Genomic DNA, 17267 nt, shown 5'->3' on the forward strand with positions numbered 1-17267 from the left:
AAGGACACAACAGAATGACCAAGAACGCCAAGGTTTCCCTGACGGTCGTGGCCGTCGTCGTCGCGGTCGTGGCCGCGTTGCTCGTCTTCACCAGCCTGGGTGAGGACGCCCCGCCCGCGCAGGGGGACGCACCCCCGGTGGTGCCCGCGTCGATCCTCGTCAGGCCCGACAGCCATCGGCTCTCCGACCCGGCGGGCAGCAAGGTGACCGTCGTGGAGTTCCTCGACCTGGAATGCGAGGCGTGCGGAGCCGCTTTTCCCGGCGTCGAGCGCCTCCGCGCCGAGTACGGCGACCGGGTCACCTTCGTGATGCGCTACTTCCCCATCCCTAGCCATCAGAACGCCGAGCTCGCCGCGCGGGCCGTGGAGGCGGCGGGTAGACAGGGCAAGCTCGAACCGATGTACCGCCTGATGTTCGAAAAGCAGCCGGAGTGGGGCGACCAGCAGGTCTCCCACCGCGAAACCTTCCTCCGGTTCGCCCGCGAACTGGGCCTCGACCTGCCGGCCTTCGAAACCGCGCTCGACGATCCGGTCACGCTCGGCCGGGTACTCGCCGACCGCACCGACGGTGCGAACATCGGCGTCGAGGGAACGCCGACGTTCTTCGTCAACGGCGTCAAGTTCTCGGGGTCACCGTCCTATCAGGGCCTCAAGGCCGTCATCGACCGGGAGCTCGCGAAATGACCCCGTTCGCCGTCCGGGTGACGCCGTGGGTGCTGCTGGTCGGCGGCGCGCTCGGGCTACTGGCTTCGTTCGTGCTCACCATCGAGAAGATCGCGCTGCTCAAGGACTTCTCCTACATCCCGACCTGCAGTGTCAACCCGGTGCTCAGTTGCGGGTCGATCATGAAGACGCCGCAAGCCGAGCTGCTCGGTTTCCCCAATCCGCTGCTGGGGATCGCCGGGTTCAGCGTGGTCGTCACCACGGGGACCGCCCTGATCGGCGGAGCACGGCTCCCCCGCTGGTACTGGCTGGGCCTCCAGATCGGCTCGGCGCTCGGTGTCGTCTTCGTGCACTGGCTGATGCTTCAGAGCCTGTACGTCATCGGCGCGCTGTGCCCGTACTGCATGGTCGTCTGGGCGGTCACCATCGCCGTCTTCTGGTACACGACCCTGCACAACCTCCACAAAGGACCGGAGGTGACGGCGGCGATCCGGTACCACAGCGTGGTCCTCGTGGTCTGGTACGCCGCCATCACCGTCGCGGTCCTGCAGGCCTTCTGGAGTTACTGGACGACGCTCGTCTGAAGACGGCTCCGGTCGAGAGCACGTAAACCCCAGGCACAGACGGCGCCGATCACAGTCAGCGCGAGCCACGGGAATTCCGGGAAGCCCGCCCGGCGCGCGAGGTCGAAGACGGTGCCGGTGAAGAGGTTGCCGAGGAGGATGCCCACGCCGACGATCGTGTTGTAGAAGCCGTAGTGCGTGGCGACCAGCCGGTCGCCGGAAAGCCGCACGACGGTGTCCATTTCGAACGGGAAGACGACGACCGTGCCGACGGCAAGCAACGCGGCGGACAGCAGCAGTCCGGCGCCGGCCGCGGCCGGTCCCGCCCGGGCGACCGTCAGCGGCGCGACGAAGGCCGCGGCCATGAACACCATCCCCGCGGCGAGACACGTGCCGGGCGGCCACCGGTCCTTGAACCAGGACGTGATCTTGAGCTGCCCGGCGATCGCGAGACCGCCCGAGATCACGAACAGGCCGGCGATGAGCACGGTCGCCGACGTCTCCGAGCCGGTGATCCGGCGTGCCTCCATCGGAAGGGCGAGGTAGGTCTGGAAGGACAGCACGTACGAGCCGATCATGACCAGCGCGAAGAGCAGAAAGGACCGGTTCGCCGCGACGATCCGCCAGTCCGACCAGATCGACGACGTGCCCCCCCCCCTCGCTTTCGTGCGCGGGCAGCGCGCGTATCTGCACCACGGTCAGGACGCCGAAGACCGCGGCGGCGACCAGGCAGGTCAGCCGGAAGTCGACGGCCGTCAGCGCCAGCCCGACCACCGGCCCGGCGAGGATCCCGCCCTGGTAGAACACGTTGAACACGGAGAAGGCCTCCAGCCGCCGCTCCCCCGCGTCCGCCGCCAGATACGCGCGGACCGCCGGGTTGAACAGCGCCCCGGCGAACCCGGTGGCCGCGGACGCGACTACCAGCGACGGCAACGACGACGTCACGCTCAACAGCGCGAATCCCGCCGTCCGCAGCACGCATCCGGCGACGATGAGCGGTTTGTAGCCGAACCGGTCGGCCAGTGTGCCACCGACGAGGAACATGCCCTGCTGCGAGAAGTTGCGGATCCCCAGCACCAGGCCGACCGCCCAGCCCGCCAGCCCCAGTGGCCCCGAAAGGTAGCCGGCGAGATACGGCATCAGCATGTAGAAGCCGACGTTGATGGTGAACTGGTTGACCATCAGCACCTTGCTGGGCCGGTCGAAGGAGCGGAACCGCTCCGCGAACCCGGTCACAGCGCGGGGTCCACGACCGTGCGGCACCGGGTCCAGCGTTCCACCACACGCTCACCGGGATGCGCGATGACGTCCGGTTCCCGTGCCGGGGCGGCGTCGAGCAGGCCGTGCGCCGCGCAGTACTCGTCGTTGTAGACGGTGTCGAAGTAGCGCTGGGGACCGTCCGGGAAGATCGCCGCGATCCGGACGTCCGGATCGTGCGTGCGGGCCAGCCAGGCGGCCACGAGGGCGACCGCGCCGACGCTCCAGCCCCCTGTCGCGTACTGGGCGGCGGCGAGACGGCGGCAGGTCCACACCGCTTCGGCGGGCGCGACCCAGTGGACCTCCTCGAACGCGTCGTAGTCGACGTTGCGCGGATGGATGCTCGACCCGAGCCCGCGCATCAGCCGCGAGGTGGCGGGCTGTCCGAAGATCGTCGATCCGACGGTGTCCACGCCCACCAGGCGCAGACGCGGGAAGTACCGCCGCAGCGCGCGGAAGGTCCCGGCCGAATGCCCGCCGGTGCCGACCGAGCACACCAGCACGTCGATCCGGCCCAGTTGCGCGGCCAGTTCGTCGGCCAAGCTCGCGTACGCGGCCACGTTGTCCGGGTTGTGGTACTGGTCGGGGCACCAGGAGCCGGGCTGCTCCTCCAGCACCCGCTGGACCCTGTCCCGGCGCGCCTGCTGCCAGCCGCCCACCGGATGCGGCTCGGTGACGAGGTCGACGCGGGTGCCGTGCGCGGTGAGCATCCGCCGGACGATGGGCTCCATCCCGGGGTCGGTGACCAGGGTGACCGGATGCCCGTGGACGATCCCGGCCAGCGCGAGGCCGAGCCCGAGCGTCCCGCTGGTCGACTCGACGATCATCGCGCCGTCGGCCAGGTCACCGCGGGCCTTGGCCGCTCCCACCATGTGCAAGGCGGGGCGGTCCTTCATGCCGCCGGGGTTGAAACCCTCCAGTTTGGCCCAGAAACCCTTACCGGAGCCGGTGAGTCGTTCGTCGATCCAGAGCACGGGCGTGTTGCCGACGGCCGGCGCCGTGTGCCGGGGCAGGACAGCGTTCATCGAGGATTCGTCTTTCTGTGCTGTGCGGACAGGACGGGACGGCGCGAGGCCGGTCACGTCCGCGAAACGCACAGCTCGACGAGCATCCGGGGCCCGCCCCGGATGACCGGGAGCAGCCGGGTGTTCCCTCGCACCACAGGCGAAACGACGGGTTCCGAAGGAAGCGGGACAGCTGGGACCGGTGGGGCTTCCTCGCCTCGGACCGCGACGGCGGCGAGCGGGCGGGCGTGCACGTGTCCCTCCTGCGGAGGACAGGACGAGTCGTGAGAGGCCGCCGCCCCGGCGAGGGCTTCGCCGTGGCCGTCGTCCAGGCAGCCGACGGCCCCGGATCCCGCCATGACCAGCAAGAGCAAGGCCACGACGAGTCGACGAAGAGTAGCCGGAAAGACACTCACGGTTCCCACCGTAGCAAAGACTCCCATCCGCCCTAGTACTAAGGGTCTTAGTAGGACTTCACCGGACACTCACAACCGCCCCCGTACTACTAAGCGAGATAGTTGACCCTGGGCGACAGGAGATTCGGCACCCGTGACCCCACACCGGCGCTCACCGCGGCACCCGCTCGCCGCCACCGCCGCCCTCATGATCCTCGGCTTCGGAACGCTCCCCGCGAACGCGCAGCCCGCGCCGGACGGCCAGGAACCGATGCGGCGCTACCAGGAACTCGGCGCCCGGGCGGCCAAGGCCGACGAGGATCTGCAGGAATCCCAGGACCGGTTGAAGACCCGCGAGAGCGAACGCGACCAGGCCACCGCCGCCGTCGGCCGCGCCGACGGCGAGCTCACGGAGGCGCGGTCGGCGATCGATCGCTTCCGGCCCCAGGTCGAGGCGATCGCGCGGTCCGCGATGAGCGGCGAGCGGCTCGGCAACGCCGTCCTGCTGCTCGACAGCGGCAGCAGGCAGGAGTTCCTCGACCGCTCCTCCGCGCTGTCGGTCCTGGCCGAGGAGAAGGCCAAGGCGTTGAACGGCCTGCGCGACGCGCTCGCGAAGGCACAGACCGCGCGCACGACGGCGGAGGACGCCCGGGAAATGGCCCAGCTCGCCGCCAATGACGCGACCGTGGCGCTGGACCAGGTGCGCGACCGCAAGAAGGACCTCGACGGCCAGATCGCCGAGGTACGGCGGGCACTCGGGCAACTGCCCGCCGCCGACAAGGCGAAACTCGGCAAGGTCCAGGACAAGGGCTCGTACCTCGGCCCGCCCGGCGCCGCGAACGACGCGCTGCAGGCGGCATTGTCCAAACGGGGCTCGCAATACGAATGGGGCGCCACCGGGCCGAGCGAATTCGACTGCTCGGGCCTGACGTCGTGGGCGTACAAGCAGGCGGGGATCTCGCTTCCCCGCACCAGCCGCCAGCAGTACACCGTGGGGAAGGCCGTCCCGCTGGACGCGCTCGTCCCCGGCGACCTCGTCTTCTACGACGACGGCACCGGCAACCCGGGAGCCATCCACCACGTCGGCATGTACGTCGGCGGCGGCAAGATGGTCGACGCGCCCACCGAAGGCCAGCTGGTCGACGTCCGTTCGGTGAAGGGCGACGGGCATCTGATGGGCGCGCGGCGCGTCGTCGGCTGAGCCGGAGCGGCACAGTATCCTTCCCGGCGGAGGTGTCATGCAACGGCTGGGCGAGCTCGAAGCGTCGGTGATGGACGTGCTCTGGGAGGCCGCGGAACCCTTGCGGGTGCGCCAGGTCCTCGAGGCGATCAACCGGGATCGCGACCTCGCCTACACCACGGTGATGACCGTGCTGGACAACCTGCACCGCAAGGAATGGGTCGAGCGCGAAATGGAGAATCGCGCGTATCGCTACCGCGCCGTGGCGACCCGCGAGGAGGCCACCGCGCAAAGTCTCCGGGAAATCCTCGACGCCTCGGACGACCGGGAATCGGTGCTGTTGCATTTCGCGCGCTCGGTCACCGACGAGGAGTCGGACATCCTGCGGCGTGCCCTGCGACGGAAGCCCGGCAAGCGATGATCCTGGCGGCGGTTCTCCTGTTCGGTGTCGTGGTGATCGGCTGGTGCTCACCCCGGTTGCTCGGCAGGCTGACCGCCGGCGGGATCAGCCCCGGCACCGCGCTCGCGTGGTGGCTGCTGACCGCGCTCGGCGTCCTCGTCGGCACCCTCGGCGCCGTCCTGCTCCTCGTCCTGCCGGACCACGGGCCCGCCGGGGCCATCACCAGGATCCTCCACGAGTGCTGGGCGGCCGTCGGCCACAGCGGTCTTCCCGGCCTCGATCCGCTCGCCGGCACCTTCGCGGGTGCCGCCGTCGCGATCGCGGCGGCCCGGCTCGCCGTGTCGACCGCCCGGCGTCGTAAACGCAGCACGCTCCTGCACCGGCGCCATCTCGACGTGCTCCGGTTGTCGGGCGCCCGGCCGGGGCCGACGCTGTGGCTGCCCGACGACCGTCCGATCGCCTACAGTCTCGGCGGCCGCGACGGCCTGATCGTCGCCAGCCAGGGCCTGGCGGGCAGGCTCTCACCCCGCGAACTCGACGCGGTGCTGGCCCACGAACGCGCTCATCTGCGCGGCAGGCACCACGTTCTGGCCGGATGCGCCGAAACGCTCGGCCGCGTACTGCGGTTCGTCCCGCTCATGCGCGAACTCCCCGCCGCGGTCCGGCTCCTCGTCGAACTGGCCGCCGACCGGGCGGCCGCGGCCGGGCACGGACCGGAGACCGTGCGTTCGGCGTTGTTGTCGATCCACGCTTCCGGCGGCGACACCGCGCTCCGGTTGCGCTGGCTGGCCCGGCACGCGAGCGGCCCGGCGCGATTCCCGGAACGGGTGCGGGCCGTCGCGGGCGGAGCGCTGGCGTTGTTCGCCGCGCCCGTGCTCACCGTCGGCCTGATGTTCACGGCGGGCCTCGTTTCCTGCTGGTGAAAGAAACGCCTCCGTCACCGATGCGGACGAACGGGTTCGGCGCGGACACCATCAGGTGATCTGCCGTTTTCGGTCATGACCGCTCTTTTCCCGGACGGACGTACGAACGTCGCTGATCGTCGTTCTCCCGTCGGTGAATCGGGGACGGTAAATCGTGCAGTCTCCACTCACACGAGTGAGGAGACATTGTTCCGCTGAGCCGGAAAGGCGAATTCCCAACGCTACTCAAATGGCGGCATTCGGCCGGTGTCCCGCTGTCGTAACGTCGATCAAGGAGCGCTTCTCCGTACTCATCCCGCAACGAATTCCCTGGAGGTTTCCGTGACCCCACGCGCCCTGCGCACCCTCACCGCCCTGATCGGCACCGCGGCGGCCGTCACCGCCTTCGCGACACCGGCTTCGGCGGCGACGTCGGTGCTGACCGAAGCGGCGGGCCCGGCCACGGTGGCCGCCACCCAGCAGAAACTCGGCACCTCGCTCGGCGCCGCGTTCGCCGGCTCCTGGCTGGACACCACGACCGGCGAACTGATCGTCGGCACCACCGACGCGGGCCGGTCTTCCCGGATCCGCGCCGCGGGCGCGATCCCGAAGATACTCCGGCACAGCGCGGCCGAGCTGAAGCGGATCCAGTCCACATTGGACAACAGAGCCCCGGGCCTGCCCGGTTCGGTCGCCGGCTGGTACGTGGACGTGCCGTCGAACGACGTCGTGGTCAGCGTGGTGGGTGGCGATCCCGCGGGCCTGGCGTGGGCCGCCTCCGCCGGGGTCCCGGTCCGGGTGGAACACGTGAAGAGCGCGCCGCGGCCGTTGTGGAGCGTGGTCGGCGGGCAAGGCCTGTATTTCAGCGGCGGTGCCTGTTCGGTCGGGTTCAACGCCTACGACGACGATGATCAGTACGTGATCACCGCCGGCCACTGCACCGAACTCGGCGGCACCGTGCGTGGCACCGGCGGCACGATCGGCAGGGTCGCCAGGTCGTCCTTCCCCGGCAACGACTACGGGACGGTCAAGGTGACGCACTCCGACGTCTCGACCCCGCCCCGGGTCGACCGGTACGAGGACGGGTCCGACGTGCGGATCGAGGGGGCCGACGTGGTCGGCGTCGGCGGCCGGATCTGCCGGTCCGGGATCACCACCCACTGGCACTGCGGGCGGGTCGAAGCGCTGGACCAGACGGTGAACTACGGCAACGGGAACATCGTGCGGGGCCTCACCCAGACCGACGCGTGTGCCGAACCCGGCGACTCCGGCGGCTCGTTCGTCAGCCGCCCTTCGTCGGGCTCCGGCACGAAACTCGTGCAGGCGCAAGGCATGACCTCGGGCGGTTCCGGTGACTGCGACGAGGGCGGCACCACGTTCTTCCAGCCCGTCAAGGAGGTGCTCGACCGTTACGACCTGACGCTGGAAAAGGACTGATCTCCCGTGGCGAGGGGCGGCCGTCCCACCGGCCGCCCCTTGATCAGGCCGGCGAGTTCGGCCGCCTCGGCGGCCAGCGTCTCGATCTCGGCCCAGCGGCGGCGGACCCGCTCGTGATCGGCCACCAGCGTGCCGGAAACCATGCCCAGCAACAGATTCACGTCCGTTCCGGCCTCCGCCAGCCGCAGGAAGGGACGGCGGTCTTCTTCGGTTCCCGCCCCGTGTTCCGCGGCCCATTCACGGGCCCGCATCCCGGCGTCGTGGCAGGCGTCGACGAGGAGGGCCCGGATCTCCTCCGGCCGGTTCCCCGGGCTCGCGGGCGGTTTCCCCATCAGCGGGAAGATGTTCCAGGCCACGGACAGCAGGCAGTCGGCCACTTCGTCCATCGACTCCACGTCCACCGGGCGAGTGTTCCGGCCCGCGCGTCCTGCCAGGCGCAATGACGCGCGGGTCCCGCAGGGTCGACCCGATCGGGTGGCGCTCCCAGGCCGGGTCTCGTGAGTGGCCCGTGCCCAGAGACGTAACTCGCGTGTTCGGAGCCGTAATTCGCGTGCTCAGAGCCGTAACTCGCGTGTTTGGAGGCATAACTCGCGTGATCAGAAGCCGAACAACGAGTTACGTCTCCGATCACGCGAGTTACGCCCCTGAGCACGCGAGTTACGGCTCTGATCACGCGTCCTGACCGCTCACGAGGCTCGGTTCGGTCTGGTCGTCGAGGGCCCGCACGTCGGCCATCCGCAGCCCGGCGATCAGGCCGGACAAGCCCTGGTGACCTTCGGGCCGGAAAGCGAGGATCCCGCTCGCGAAGAACAACAGGTTTGCCAGCGGCTCGAACCCGCTGTTGGCCACCGACGCCAAGGTCAGCAGCGTGAAATAGCCGCCGGAACCAGCCAGGAACCGTACGGCCATCCGCCACAAGGCGGGCTTCCCGCCATCCGGGCCGACGGGGCGTAACAGCACGACCCGCTGGCCGAAGCTGGCGCCATTGCCCGCGAGGGGAACGACGAACAACAGGAGCAGCGCCGGCAGGAAAGTGCCGATCAACGCGGTCACCACGGTGTTGGGTTCGCCGGCGAGCAGGGTCGTCACGATGCCGACGGTGGTGCCGAGCAGGACGACCGACACGACGTCGACGGCCATCCCGAGCAGGCGGCGGCGCGCGGTGACCGGTCGCGGCGTCCCCGGCGGCGCGGACGGCTCGTTCCCCGGCAGCAGCCGCAACAGCGGGGCGAGGCCGAAACCGACCGCGGCGCCGAGGGTGTTGGTGAGCAGATCGTCGACGTCGGCCAGCCGGTACGGGCACTCGAACAGGAACCAGACCCCGGTCAGCTGCGTGCACTCGATGAACAGCGAGACCGCGAAGCCGATCGCGACGGTGGCCGCGAAACCGCGCCGGAAGAGGTGCCGCACGAACATCCCCAGCGGCACGAACAGGGCGACGTTGAACACCGCCTGCTGGACGGCGGGATTGCGCAGGAACGCCCGCAGGCCGGCGCCGGTCTGTTCACGGCGGATGTCGGCGAGGAACTGGAACGGGCGCAACTGCAGGTGCCCGGCGGCGCACGTGGTCGTTTCCGGGATGGGGAGCAACGTGTACGTCCACAGGGACATGGCGTAGACCAGGAACCCGAACACCAGCAGGACCCGCCAGAACCCGAGCTCCCCGCGGCGCCGGTAACTCGCGGCGATGTACGGGACGGCCAGGAGGCCCGCGAGCACGCAACCCGCGAACACCGCGATGACCGCGGAGATGGTCGGATCAGTCACTCGCGGAAGCTAACAAGGCGCGCTCAGGCGCACCCGCCACGCCACCTGGGCGGGTGACGGGCGCCAGCGTCCGCTGATGGGCGAGCGCGGCGATGGCGAAGGTCAGATGGACGACGACCCAGTTGCGGTCTTCGCGATGGACCCGCTGCAGCAGGTCGAGGGAAGCGTCGCCCGGCGTACGGCCCTGACGGCAGGCGTCGATGAACGCCTGGGTCAGTTCGTCCACGTTCCTCCGGAACTCCGCGAAGGTGTCGGAGGGCTGGGCGTTGGTGCAGAAATCCACGGTCACGTCACAGAGCGTTCCATAGCGCGACACAAAGTTACGAATTGGCGGAGCCTGAATCACTCACGTGAGGTAGGCCTCGCGCGAATCTGTGCTCTGCGTCACGCCGAAGCGAGTCCCGCGGGCATCCGATGTTCCCCTTCGGCCGCCTTCGCCCGGCGGGTGACCGGGAAGCGCTGATCGAGTTCGACCAGCAGCGGGGTCGCCGCCATCAGCGCCAGAAGGGCGAGCCCGGCGTATGCGCCCAGAGTCGCGATGATCGTCATTTCGGCCTCCTCGGTCCCCGTGCCGCCTGTTCCGGCGGCCTGGAACCAGGATCGCCTCCCGGCCGGGGGCGGCGGATCGGTCATCCGGCGGAGACGCCTCGACCGGTCGGCCTTTTCGGCACTGTCCGATCGGCCGATCCCGGGCGGCGGTGCAGCAGGTCGAACCGCGACCACATGGCCTCGGCCGCCTCGATGGATTCGCCGGTGCGGACGGGATCGACGGCGGCGAGTTGCGCGACGATCGCCTGCACCAGGCTCATCCCCGCGGTCAGCGACGGGAAGAAGGTCACACCCTCGGCGGGCACCATCAGCACCTGCTCGACCGCGCCCGCCAGCGCGGGACTGGCCGCGTCGGTGATGGCGAAGGCACGCGCTCCCCTGGTCTTGGCCTCGTTCGCGGCGAGCACCGTGCTCTCGTACAGCCGCCAGAAACTGATCGCGATGAGCACGTCTTCGGAGGTCAGTTTCGCCGTGGCGTTCGCGAGTTCGGCGTCGCCGGCCGTGATCGCGTGGACGTCGTAGCCGGCGAGCCGGGCGTTGTGCGCGAACGCGATCCCGACCGCGGCGTAGCTGCCGTCGGCGATCACGACCGTGCGGCGCGCCCCGGCGACGGCCTCCGCGACGTTGCGGATCTCGTCCTCGGCGACGCGCCGGTTGAGCAGGGCGAGGCTGTCGAGGTCGCGGCGCAGCGACGCCGAACCCGGCGAGTCGACGTCCCGATGTTCCTCGGCCACCTGCGGCGCGCTCAGCGACGACATGTACCGCGCCCGCAACTCCTGTTGCAGCGCAGGCCATCCGGCGAAACCCAGCGCCTGCGCCGTCCGGGTGACGGTGGCGACGTTGACCCCGGCGAGCTGGGCGAGCTCGGCCGTCGAGCCGAACGACGCGCGGCGCGGTTGCGAGACCAGCACTTCGAGCACGGCGGCCGCTTTCGGCCGCAGGCCGCGTTCCGGCGTGCGATCCCGAAGCCACGCCTCGAAACCGTCGTCGGTTCCCGTCTCTGTCACGCGCACCCTCCCTCGACGGCGTCACGGTAACGCATCGTGCCCGGCGAACCACTTGCAACAACCATTGCAGTTTTGCCGAAACGCAGTATACGTTGTCCGCACTCTCGTGACTCCCTCGTCGCCCGAACCACGGAAGGCGTTCCCCATGACGCTTCTGGCACGACTGGACCGGCTCCCGCTGAGCCGTCCCCATTACAAGCTCCTGCTGATCGGCGGGCTCGGCTACACCTTCGACGGGATGGACTCCGCCGTCGTCGCCTTCCTGCTGCCGAGCGCGAAAGCCGCCTGGGGCCTCGACAACGGCCAGCTCGGGCTGATCGGTTCGGCCACGCCGTTCGGTTTCCTCTTCGGCGCGATCGCCGCCGGACTGCTGGGCGACCGCATCGGCCGCAAGAAGGTCATGATGTACGCGCTGGCCTTCTACGCGGTGTTCTCGGTGGTTGCCGCCTTCTCCCCCAACTACGAGGTCTTCCTGGGCGCCCGGGTGCTGGCCGGGGCGGGCGCCGGTGCGGAAAGCGCGATCATCGCGCCGTTCCTGTCGGAGTTCGTCCCCGCCAAACGCCGCGGCTGGTTCGTCGGCGCGCTGGCCGGGTTCTTCTCGTTCGGGTTCGTCATGGCCGCGCTGATCGGGCGGTTCGTCGTCCCGACGGTGCCGGAGGGCTGGCGGGTCGCGCAGCTGATCACCGCGCTGCCGATCGTCATGCTGCTGTGGTGGCGCCGCTCGCTGCCGGAATCACCGAGGTTCCTGGTCGCGAACGGACGACACGCCGAGGCCGAGAAGATCGTCTCGAAGCTGGAGCGGGACGTCGAAAAGGCGACGGGGCAGGCACTTCCCGCCGTCGCGGCGGCCGACACCCGGCCCGCGACGGAGACCCCCAAGGTCAATCTCCTCAGCGCGCTGAAGTTCTTGTGGAGCCCGGCGATGGCGCGCCGCACCGCGGTGATCTGGACCGTGTGGTTCGTGATCACGTTCTCCTACTACGGCTTCTTCTCCTGGATCCCGACGCTGCTCGTCGAACGCGGCATCACGGTGACCAAGAGCTTCGAGTTCTCCATCATCATCTACCTGGCGCAAATCCCCGGATACTTCTCCGCCGCGTGGCTGTCGGAACGGCTCGACCGCAAGCACACCATCGCGTTGTACCTCGCCGGGTCCGCGGTGAGCGCGTTCTGGCTGAGCCAGATGGACGCGCCGTGGTCGATCACGCTCGCCGGGGCGGTGCTGTCGTTCTTCCTCAACGGCACCTACGCCGGCGTGTACTCCTACACCCCCGAGGTGTTCCCGACCTGGATCCGCGCCAGCGGGACCGGGCTGTCCAGCGCGTTCGGCCGGGTCGGCAGCATCCTCGCCCCGACCATCATCGGCCTGTCCGCGGCGAGCCTCGGCTTCGCCGGCGTCTTCGGCATGACCACCGCCGTCCTGGTGGCCGGGGTGGTGGTCGTGGTCGTGTTCGGCCTGTCCACCGCCGGCCGCTCCCTCGAAGAACTGACCGAACACGGCGCGCCCGTGAAAACCGCGAAGGAGATGACGAAGTGACCGTGTCGCTGTCCACTGTGGAGGACAAGACCCGAGCCACGATCGGCGTACGGCTGTTCACCGTCCTGGCCTGGGTGCCCGAACGGCGGGCGCTGCGGCGCGTGTACAGCAGCCACCCCGCCGAGTACCCGGTCGGCGGTGAGAAGACCGTCGAGGTGGCCGCCGGGTGGCTGGAGCGGTGCATCACCGGCCAGGAGCCCTACTTCGGGCCGGACAGCGCGGCGGTGCGGGAGATCTTCGCCGACCACGAACTCATCGACAGCCTCGGCTGCGGCGCGGTGATCAACGTGCCGGTGGTGGACGGCGGCCGCACGCTCGGCGTCCTCAACCTCCTCGACGCGGAGGGCAATTACGACGACGAGTCCGTCGCGACGGCCCGATCCCTGGCACCGTTGGCGGTCCCGGCCCTGCGCGAGCTCCTGGAGGAGACCCGATGAACGGATCGCTGCTGCTGCGTAACGCCCGCCTGCTCGACCCGGTCAGCGGCGAGTACACGGAGGGAGACCTCCGGTGTGCCGACGGCCGGATCGTCGAGATCGGCGACGGGCTCACCGCGGACGACGCGCGGACCGAGGACCTGCGCGGCGCGTTCGTGCTGCCGGGGCTCGTCGACGCCCACGTGCACGTCACCGCGTCGACCGCGGATCTGGGGTCGCTGCCCGCGTCGTCACCGTCCTATGTGGCCGCGCACAGCGCCCGTACCATGAGTCGGATGCTGGACCGCGGTTTCACCACGGTCCGTGACGCCTCCGGCGCCGACTACGGCCTCGCCGACGCGCAGGCCGAGGGCTTGTTCCGCGGCCCCCGGCTGCTGTTCTGCGGACGCGCGCTGAGCCAGACCGGCGGGCACGGCGACAGCCGGACCCGGGGCGCCAACGCCAGCGACGACCACCCGTGCTGCGCGGGCCTCGGCCGGGTCGCCGACGGGGTCGACGCGGTCCGCGCGGCGGCGCGCGACGAACTGCGCAAGGGAGCGCACCACATCAAGGTGATGGCGTCGGGCGGCGTCGCCTCCCCCACCGACCGGATCGACTCGACGCAGTACTCCGCCGAGGAGTTGCGCGCGATCGTCGAGGAGGCGGAGTCGGCCAACCGTTACGTCGCCGCGCACGCGTACACCGCCCGCGCGGTGAACCGCGCGCTGGAACTGGGCGTGCGGTCGATCGAGCACGGTAATTTGATCGACGACCTCAGTGTCGAGCTGTTCCTCCGGCACGACGCGTATCTCGTGCCCACACTGGTCACGTACTGGGCGCTGAAGGAGGAAGGGCGCGAGCACGGGCTGCCGGAATCCAGCTGGCGCAAGGTCGACGAGGTGCTCGGAGCGGGTATGGCCGCCCTCGAGAAGGCCGCCAGGGGCGGTGTGAAGATCGTGTACGGCAGCGATCTCCTCGGCGGGATGCACCGGCACCAGAACCACGAGTTCCGGCTGCGCGGCGAGGTCCAGTCCGCGCTGGAGGTGGTCCGCTCCGCGACGTCGACGGCGGCGGACCTGCTGAACCTGACGGGCGAGATCGGCACGCTGGCGCCGGGCGCGCAGGCGGACCTGCTCGTCGTCGACCGGGATCCGCTGGAGGACATCGGCGTCCTGGCCGAGCCGGAGAAGTTCCGGCATGTCGTGCAGGGCGGGACCGTGGTCTCCCCCTGACGCGTTTCGTCCTCTGCTTGCGGTACTTGCGCGTGCAAGTACCGCATTCAGAGGACGAAACGCGGGTCAGGAGATGCGCTGCGGGACGTCCCACGGGTTGTCGTCCCGCAGCGGCTCCGGCAGCAGGTGCGAAGGCCAGTCCTGATAGGACACCGGCCGCAGGAAGCGTTCCACCGCCGCGGTTCCGACCGAGGTCGACGCCGGTGACGTCGTCGCCGGGAAAGGCCCGCCGTGCTGCATCGCGGCGGTCACCGCGACCCCGGTCGGCCAGCCGCCCCACAGGATCCGCCCGCTGCGGCCGGCCAGCACCGGGCGCAGTGCCTCGACCTCCGAGGCCTCTTCGGGTAACGCGTGCACGGTCGTCGTGAGCTGACCGGGCAGGGCCGCCAGCACCGGCAGGACGTCGGAGACGCGCGAGTAACGCACCACCACACCCAGCGGACCGAAGCACTCTTCGGCCGCTTCCGGCACGAAGTCCTCCAGGGCGACTTCGAGCAGCTGGGCGCCGGGTCCGCGGAAGACCGCACGCATCCCCGGGATCGCGGCCAGCCGCTCGGCACTGGCGTGGAACCCGGACGCGATGCGGTCGTTCAAGAACGGCGCGGCCGGGACCTCGCGCAACCGTTCGGCGACGAGGTCCACGAACGGACTGTCCGACGGCACGAACACCAGGCCGGGATTCGTGCAGAACTGACCGTTTCCCAGCGTCAGCGAACCGGCGTAGCCCGCCGCCAGCTCCTCCGCCCGCGACCGTGCCGCGCCGGGCAGGACGATCACCGGGTTGACGCTGCCGAGCTCGCCGTGGAACGGGATCGGGACCGGCCGCTCGGCCGCGATCCGCGCCAGCGCGAGTCCACCCGCCACCGAACCGGTGAACGCGGCGGCCGCGATCGCCGGGTGGCGCAGCGCCTCCACGCCCGCGCCTTCCCCTTCGACGAGGCCCAGGAGCGCGCCCCACCGGCCGAGGGCTTCGACCACGACCGAAGCCGTCCTGCGCGACAACTCCGGATGGCCGGGGTGGGCCTTGACCACCACCGGGCAGCCGGCCACCCACGCCGCCGCGGTGTCCCCGCCCGCCACGCTGAACGCGAACGGGAAGTTGCTCGCGGCGAACACCAGGACCGGGCCGACGGCGGTGCGGTAGCGGCGAAGCTCCGGCCGTGGCCCTGGTGGCCACGACGGATCGGCCCGGTCGATCCGGACGTCGTAGTACGAGCCGCTTTCGGCCGCGAGCAGCCGCAGCTGGAACGTCGTGCGGGCCAGTTCCCCGGTCAGCCGCTTCGTCCCCAGCCGGGTCTCGGCGTCGGCGAGCTCGATCAAGGACGGCCCGGCCGCGTCCAGCGCGTCGGCCACGCCGGTGATCACCGCCGCGCGCGTCCTCGGGTCGGTCGCGGCCCATTCGGCGGCGATCTCCGCCGCGCTCTCGATTTGCTTCATGCTTCCTTCCTCTCCGGGTTCTCGGCCGAGTTCCGGAATCCGAACACCGCGTACACCACCAGGCCGAGCGCCATCCAAGCCGCGAACCGCAGCCAGGTCAGCGCGTCCAGGTTCGCGATGAGCCACACCGCGAACGCCACCCCGACCAGCGGCACGAACGGGACCCACGGAGTGCGGAACGACCGCGGCAGGTCCGGCCGGGTGCGCCGCAGCACCACCACCGCGATCGACACGACGATGAACGCCGCCAGGATCCCGATGTTCGTCAGGTCCGCGGCCTCCTTGATCGGCAGGAAGCCCGCGATGAACGCGGAGCCGATGCCGACCGGCCAGATCACCCGCGTGGGCACCCGGCGCCGCGGGTGGGTGCGGGCGAAGTACCGCGGCAGCAGGCCGTCCCGGCTCATCGCGAACCAGATCCGCGACACCGCCAGCATGTTCGCGAACGCCGACGTGGTGATCCCGAGGATGCCGCCGACCGCGACGACCGTGCCCAGCCCGGCGAGCCCGACCGCCGCCAGCGCGCTGGAGAACGGGCTGTGCACGTCGATCTGGTCGTAGCGTTGCATGCCCACCAGCACGATGGACACCAGCAGGTAGATCACCGCCGCGATGGCGAGCGACACGATGATCGCCTTGGGCAGCAGCCGTTTCGCCTCGACACTCTCCTCCGCGGCGGCCGTCATCGCGTCATAGCCGTACACCGCGAAGAACGTCGTCGCCGCGCCCGCCACCGCGCCTCCGAGGCCGTAGGGCAGGAACGGGGTGAAGTTCCCCGCCGAAATGTGGAACGCGCCGGCGACGATGACCAGTCCCACGATCGCCAGCTTGATCACCACCAGCGCCGTCTCGAACCGCGCGGATTGCTTGCTGCCACGCGAAAGCACGAACGCCAGCAGCAGGCACAGCAGCGCCGCGAACAGATCGACGCGATGCCCCGGCCCGGTTCCCGGCGCGCCGAGCATCCACGACGGCAGGTCCAGGCCGACCTGCTCCACGACGTACGACAGATAGCCGGACACCGCGATCGCGACCACGGCGACGATCGAGGTGTACTCCAGCAGCAGATCCCAGCCGATCAGCCAGCCCGCGACCTCGCCCAGCGCCGCGTACGAATAGGTGTACGCGGACCCGGCCCGCGGGATGAGCCCGGCGAATTCCGCGTAGCACAGGGCCGCCGCCGAACTGGCGATGATCGCGATCAGGAACGAGATCATCACGCCGGGTCCGGCCTGCTGGTTCGCCACCACCCCAGCCAGCGAGAAGACCCCGGCGCCGACCAGGCCGCCGAGGCTCAGCGAGACCAGCTGCCAGAGGCCCATCGTGCGGGGCAGACCGCCGGGGCCGCCCTCGTCGGGACCTTCGAAGGATTTCCGGCGGAAGAGCCCGGAACGGGAGAAGAGCTTGGGCCGGGGCCGGATCGTCGTTGATTCGGGCATGACAAATCCCTTCCGGGCCGCGGGGGCGGGCCGGGTCTGTGATGAGGGCTGGAGGACTTTCAGGTGCGGGTTTGGACGCGCCC

The 17267-nt window shown here is 70.2% G+C and carries 18 protein-coding genes and 1 pseudogene; 9 read left to right on the forward strand and 10 right to left on the reverse strand.

The window, feature by feature from the left end:
* The first annotated feature begins 14 nt into the window (after positions 1-14).
* Positions 15-683 carry a DsbA family protein gene (locus tag ACZ3HL_RS39465; RefSeq protein WP_465536741.1) on the forward strand — a complete coding sequence of 223 codons (669 nt, stop codon included), beginning with the start codon at positions 15-17 and terminating at the stop codon, positions 681-683.
* Positions 680-1246, forward strand: coding sequence for a vitamin K epoxide reductase family protein (locus tag ACZ3HL_RS39470; protein ID WP_465536743.1), 567 nt, complete (start codon positions 680-682; stop codon positions 1244-1246). The genes ACZ3HL_RS39465 and ACZ3HL_RS39470 overlap by 4 nt, the downstream gene beginning before the upstream one ends.
* Here the strand turns inward: ACZ3HL_RS39470 and ACZ3HL_RS39475 are convergent.
* The 3 genes and pseudogenes from ACZ3HL_RS39475 to ACZ3HL_RS39485 form a co-directional block, all read right to left on the reverse strand.
* Positions 1225-2461, reverse strand: a pseudogene (locus ACZ3HL_RS39475) (MFS transporter). The gene ACZ3HL_RS39470 and the pseudogene ACZ3HL_RS39475 sit on opposite strands and share 22 nt — an antisense overlap.
* Positions 2458-3507 (reverse strand): PLP-dependent cysteine synthase family protein, encoded by a 1050-nt coding sequence (locus ACZ3HL_RS39480; RefSeq protein ID WP_465536745.1) that lies wholly within the window; start codon positions 3505-3507, stop codon positions 2458-2460. The pseudogene ACZ3HL_RS39475 and the gene ACZ3HL_RS39480 overlap by 4 nt, the downstream one beginning before the upstream one ends.
* Before the next feature lie 53 nt (positions 3508-3560).
* Entirely contained in the window at positions 3561-3866 is a 306-nt protein-coding gene (locus tag ACZ3HL_RS39485; protein WP_465536747.1) for a hypothetical protein, read from the reverse strand.
* Positions 3867-4035: 169 nt separating this feature from the next.
* On the opposite strand from ACZ3HL_RS39485, the gene ACZ3HL_RS39490 reads away from it, so the two are divergent.
* The 4 genes from ACZ3HL_RS39490 to ACZ3HL_RS39505 all read left to right on the forward strand — a co-directional run bounded on the left by ACZ3HL_RS39490 (position 4036) and on the right by ACZ3HL_RS39505 (position 7800).
* Positions 4036-5082 carry a C40 family peptidase gene (locus ACZ3HL_RS39490; RefSeq protein WP_465536749.1) on the forward strand — a complete coding sequence of 349 codons (1047 nt, stop codon included), beginning with the start codon at positions 4036-4038 and terminating at the stop codon, positions 5080-5082.
* 37 nt (positions 5083-5119) lie between these two features.
* Entirely contained in the window at positions 5120-5482 is a 363-nt protein-coding gene (locus ACZ3HL_RS39495; RefSeq protein ID WP_465536752.1) for a BlaI/MecI/CopY family transcriptional regulator, read from the forward strand.
* Entirely contained in the window at positions 5479-6384 is a 906-nt protein-coding gene (locus ACZ3HL_RS39500; RefSeq protein ID WP_465536754.1) for a M56 family metallopeptidase, read from the forward strand. Before ACZ3HL_RS39495 ends, ACZ3HL_RS39500 begins: the two co-directional genes overlap by 4 nt.
* Positions 6385-6705: 321 nt before the next feature.
* A complete protein-coding gene (locus ACZ3HL_RS39505) occupies positions 6706-7800 on the forward strand; it encodes a S1 family peptidase (RefSeq protein ID WP_465536756.1) in 1095 nt (364 codons plus the stop codon).
* Here ACZ3HL_RS39505 and ACZ3HL_RS39510 read toward each other — a convergent pair.
* From ACZ3HL_RS39510 to ACZ3HL_RS39530, 5 genes are all read right to left on the reverse strand, one after another.
* The gene (locus ACZ3HL_RS39510) at positions 7773-8201 is read right to left on the reverse strand and encodes a hypothetical protein (RefSeq protein WP_465536757.1); all 429 of its coding nucleotides are present in this window, start codon (positions 8199-8201) and stop codon (positions 7773-7775) included. The genes ACZ3HL_RS39505 and ACZ3HL_RS39510 overlap by 28 nt on opposite strands.
* Positions 8202-8469: 268 nt before the next feature.
* Positions 8470-9567: a VanZ family protein gene (locus ACZ3HL_RS39515; protein ID WP_465422093.1), complete on the reverse strand. Its 1098-nt coding sequence runs from the start codon at positions 9565-9567 to the stop codon at positions 8470-8472.
* Positions 9560-9856: a hypothetical protein gene (locus ACZ3HL_RS39520; RefSeq protein ID WP_465422094.1), complete on the reverse strand. Its 297-nt coding sequence runs from the start codon at positions 9854-9856 to the stop codon at positions 9560-9562. The genes ACZ3HL_RS39515 and ACZ3HL_RS39520 overlap by 8 nt, the downstream gene beginning before the upstream one ends.
* 95 nt (positions 9857-9951) lie before the next feature.
* A complete protein-coding gene (locus tag ACZ3HL_RS39525; RefSeq protein WP_465536760.1) occupies positions 9952-10116 on the reverse strand; it encodes a hypothetical protein in 165 nt (54 codons plus the stop codon).
* Positions 10117-10196: 80 nt separating this feature from the next.
* Positions 10197-11123 carry a MurR/RpiR family transcriptional regulator gene (locus ACZ3HL_RS39530; RefSeq protein ID WP_465422096.1) on the reverse strand — a complete coding sequence of 309 codons (927 nt, stop codon included), beginning with the start codon at positions 11121-11123 and terminating at the stop codon, positions 10197-10199.
* Positions 11124-11268: 145 nt separating this feature from the next.
* Here ACZ3HL_RS39530 and ACZ3HL_RS39535 point away from each other — a divergent pair, with 145 nt between their 5' ends.
* The 3 genes from ACZ3HL_RS39535 to ACZ3HL_RS39545 are packed head-to-tail and all read left to right on the forward strand — an operon-like array spanning position 11269 to position 14308.
* Positions 11269-12660 carry an MFS transporter gene (locus tag ACZ3HL_RS39535; protein ID WP_465536761.1) on the forward strand — a complete coding sequence of 464 codons (1392 nt, stop codon included), beginning with the start codon at positions 11269-11271 and terminating at the stop codon, positions 12658-12660.
* Entirely contained in the window at positions 12657-13097 is a 441-nt protein-coding gene (locus ACZ3HL_RS39540) for a GAF domain-containing protein (RefSeq protein ID WP_465536763.1), read from the forward strand. The genes ACZ3HL_RS39535 and ACZ3HL_RS39540 overlap by 4 nt, the downstream gene beginning before the upstream one ends.
* Positions 13094-14308 carry a metal-dependent hydrolase family protein gene (locus tag ACZ3HL_RS39545; RefSeq protein ID WP_465536765.1) on the forward strand — a complete coding sequence of 405 codons (1215 nt, stop codon included), beginning with the start codon at positions 13094-13096 and terminating at the stop codon, positions 14306-14308. The genes ACZ3HL_RS39540 and ACZ3HL_RS39545 overlap by 4 nt, the downstream gene beginning before the upstream one ends.
* A 66-nt stretch (positions 14309-14374) precedes the next feature.
* Here the strand turns inward: ACZ3HL_RS39545 and ACZ3HL_RS39550 are convergent, their stop codons facing one another.
* Positions 14375-15745, reverse strand: a complete 1371-nt coding sequence (locus ACZ3HL_RS39550; RefSeq protein ID WP_465536766.1) for an aldehyde dehydrogenase (NADP(+)) — start codon at positions 15743-15745, stop codon at positions 14375-14377.
* Entirely contained in the window at positions 15742-17184 is a 1443-nt protein-coding gene (locus ACZ3HL_RS39555; protein WP_465536767.1) for an amino acid permease, read from the reverse strand. The genes ACZ3HL_RS39550 and ACZ3HL_RS39555 overlap by 4 nt, the downstream gene beginning before the upstream one ends.
* Between the last annotated feature and the right edge of the window lie 83 nt (positions 17185-17267).

This window comes from Amycolatopsis sp. NPDC000009, from assembly GCF_055563465.1.

Bases quoted from the DNA above. Each gene is read 5' to 3' on its own strand.
- ACZ3HL_RS39465 (WP_465536741.1), top strand. From the start codon at position 15: ATGACCAAGAACGCCAAGGTTTCCCTGACGGTCGTGGCCGTCGTCGTC.
- ACZ3HL_RS39470 (WP_465536743.1), top strand. From the start codon at position 680: ATGACCCCGTTCGCCGTCCGGGTGACGCCGTGGGTGCTGCTGGTCGGC.
- ACZ3HL_RS39480 (WP_465536745.1), bottom strand. From the start codon at position 3,507: ATGAACGCTGTCCTGCCCCGGCACACGGCGCCGGCCGTCGGCAACACG.
- ACZ3HL_RS39495 (WP_465536752.1), top strand. From the start codon at position 5,120: ATGCAACGGCTGGGCGAGCTCGAAGCGTCGGTGATGGACGTGCTCTGG.
- ACZ3HL_RS39500 (WP_465536754.1), top strand. From the start codon at position 5,479: ATGATCCTGGCGGCGGTTCTCCTGTTCGGTGTCGTGGTGATCGGCTGG.
- ACZ3HL_RS39525 (WP_465536760.1), bottom strand. From the start codon at position 10,116: ATGACGATCATCGCGACTCTGGGCGCATACGCCGGGCTCGCCCTTCTG.
- ACZ3HL_RS39535 (WP_465536761.1), top strand. From the start codon at position 11,269: ATGACGCTTCTGGCACGACTGGACCGGCTCCCGCTGAGCCGTCCCCAT.
- ACZ3HL_RS39545 (WP_465536765.1), top strand. From the start codon at position 13,094: ATGAACGGATCGCTGCTGCTGCGTAACGCCCGCCTGCTCGACCCGGTC.
- ACZ3HL_RS39550 (WP_465536766.1), bottom strand. From the start codon at position 15,745: ATGAAGCAAATCGAGAGCGCGGCGGAGATCGCCGCCGAATGGGCCGCG.
- ACZ3HL_RS39555 (WP_465536767.1), bottom strand. From the start codon at position 17,184: ATGCCCGAATCAACGACGATCCGGCCCCGGCCCAAGCTCTTCTCCCGT.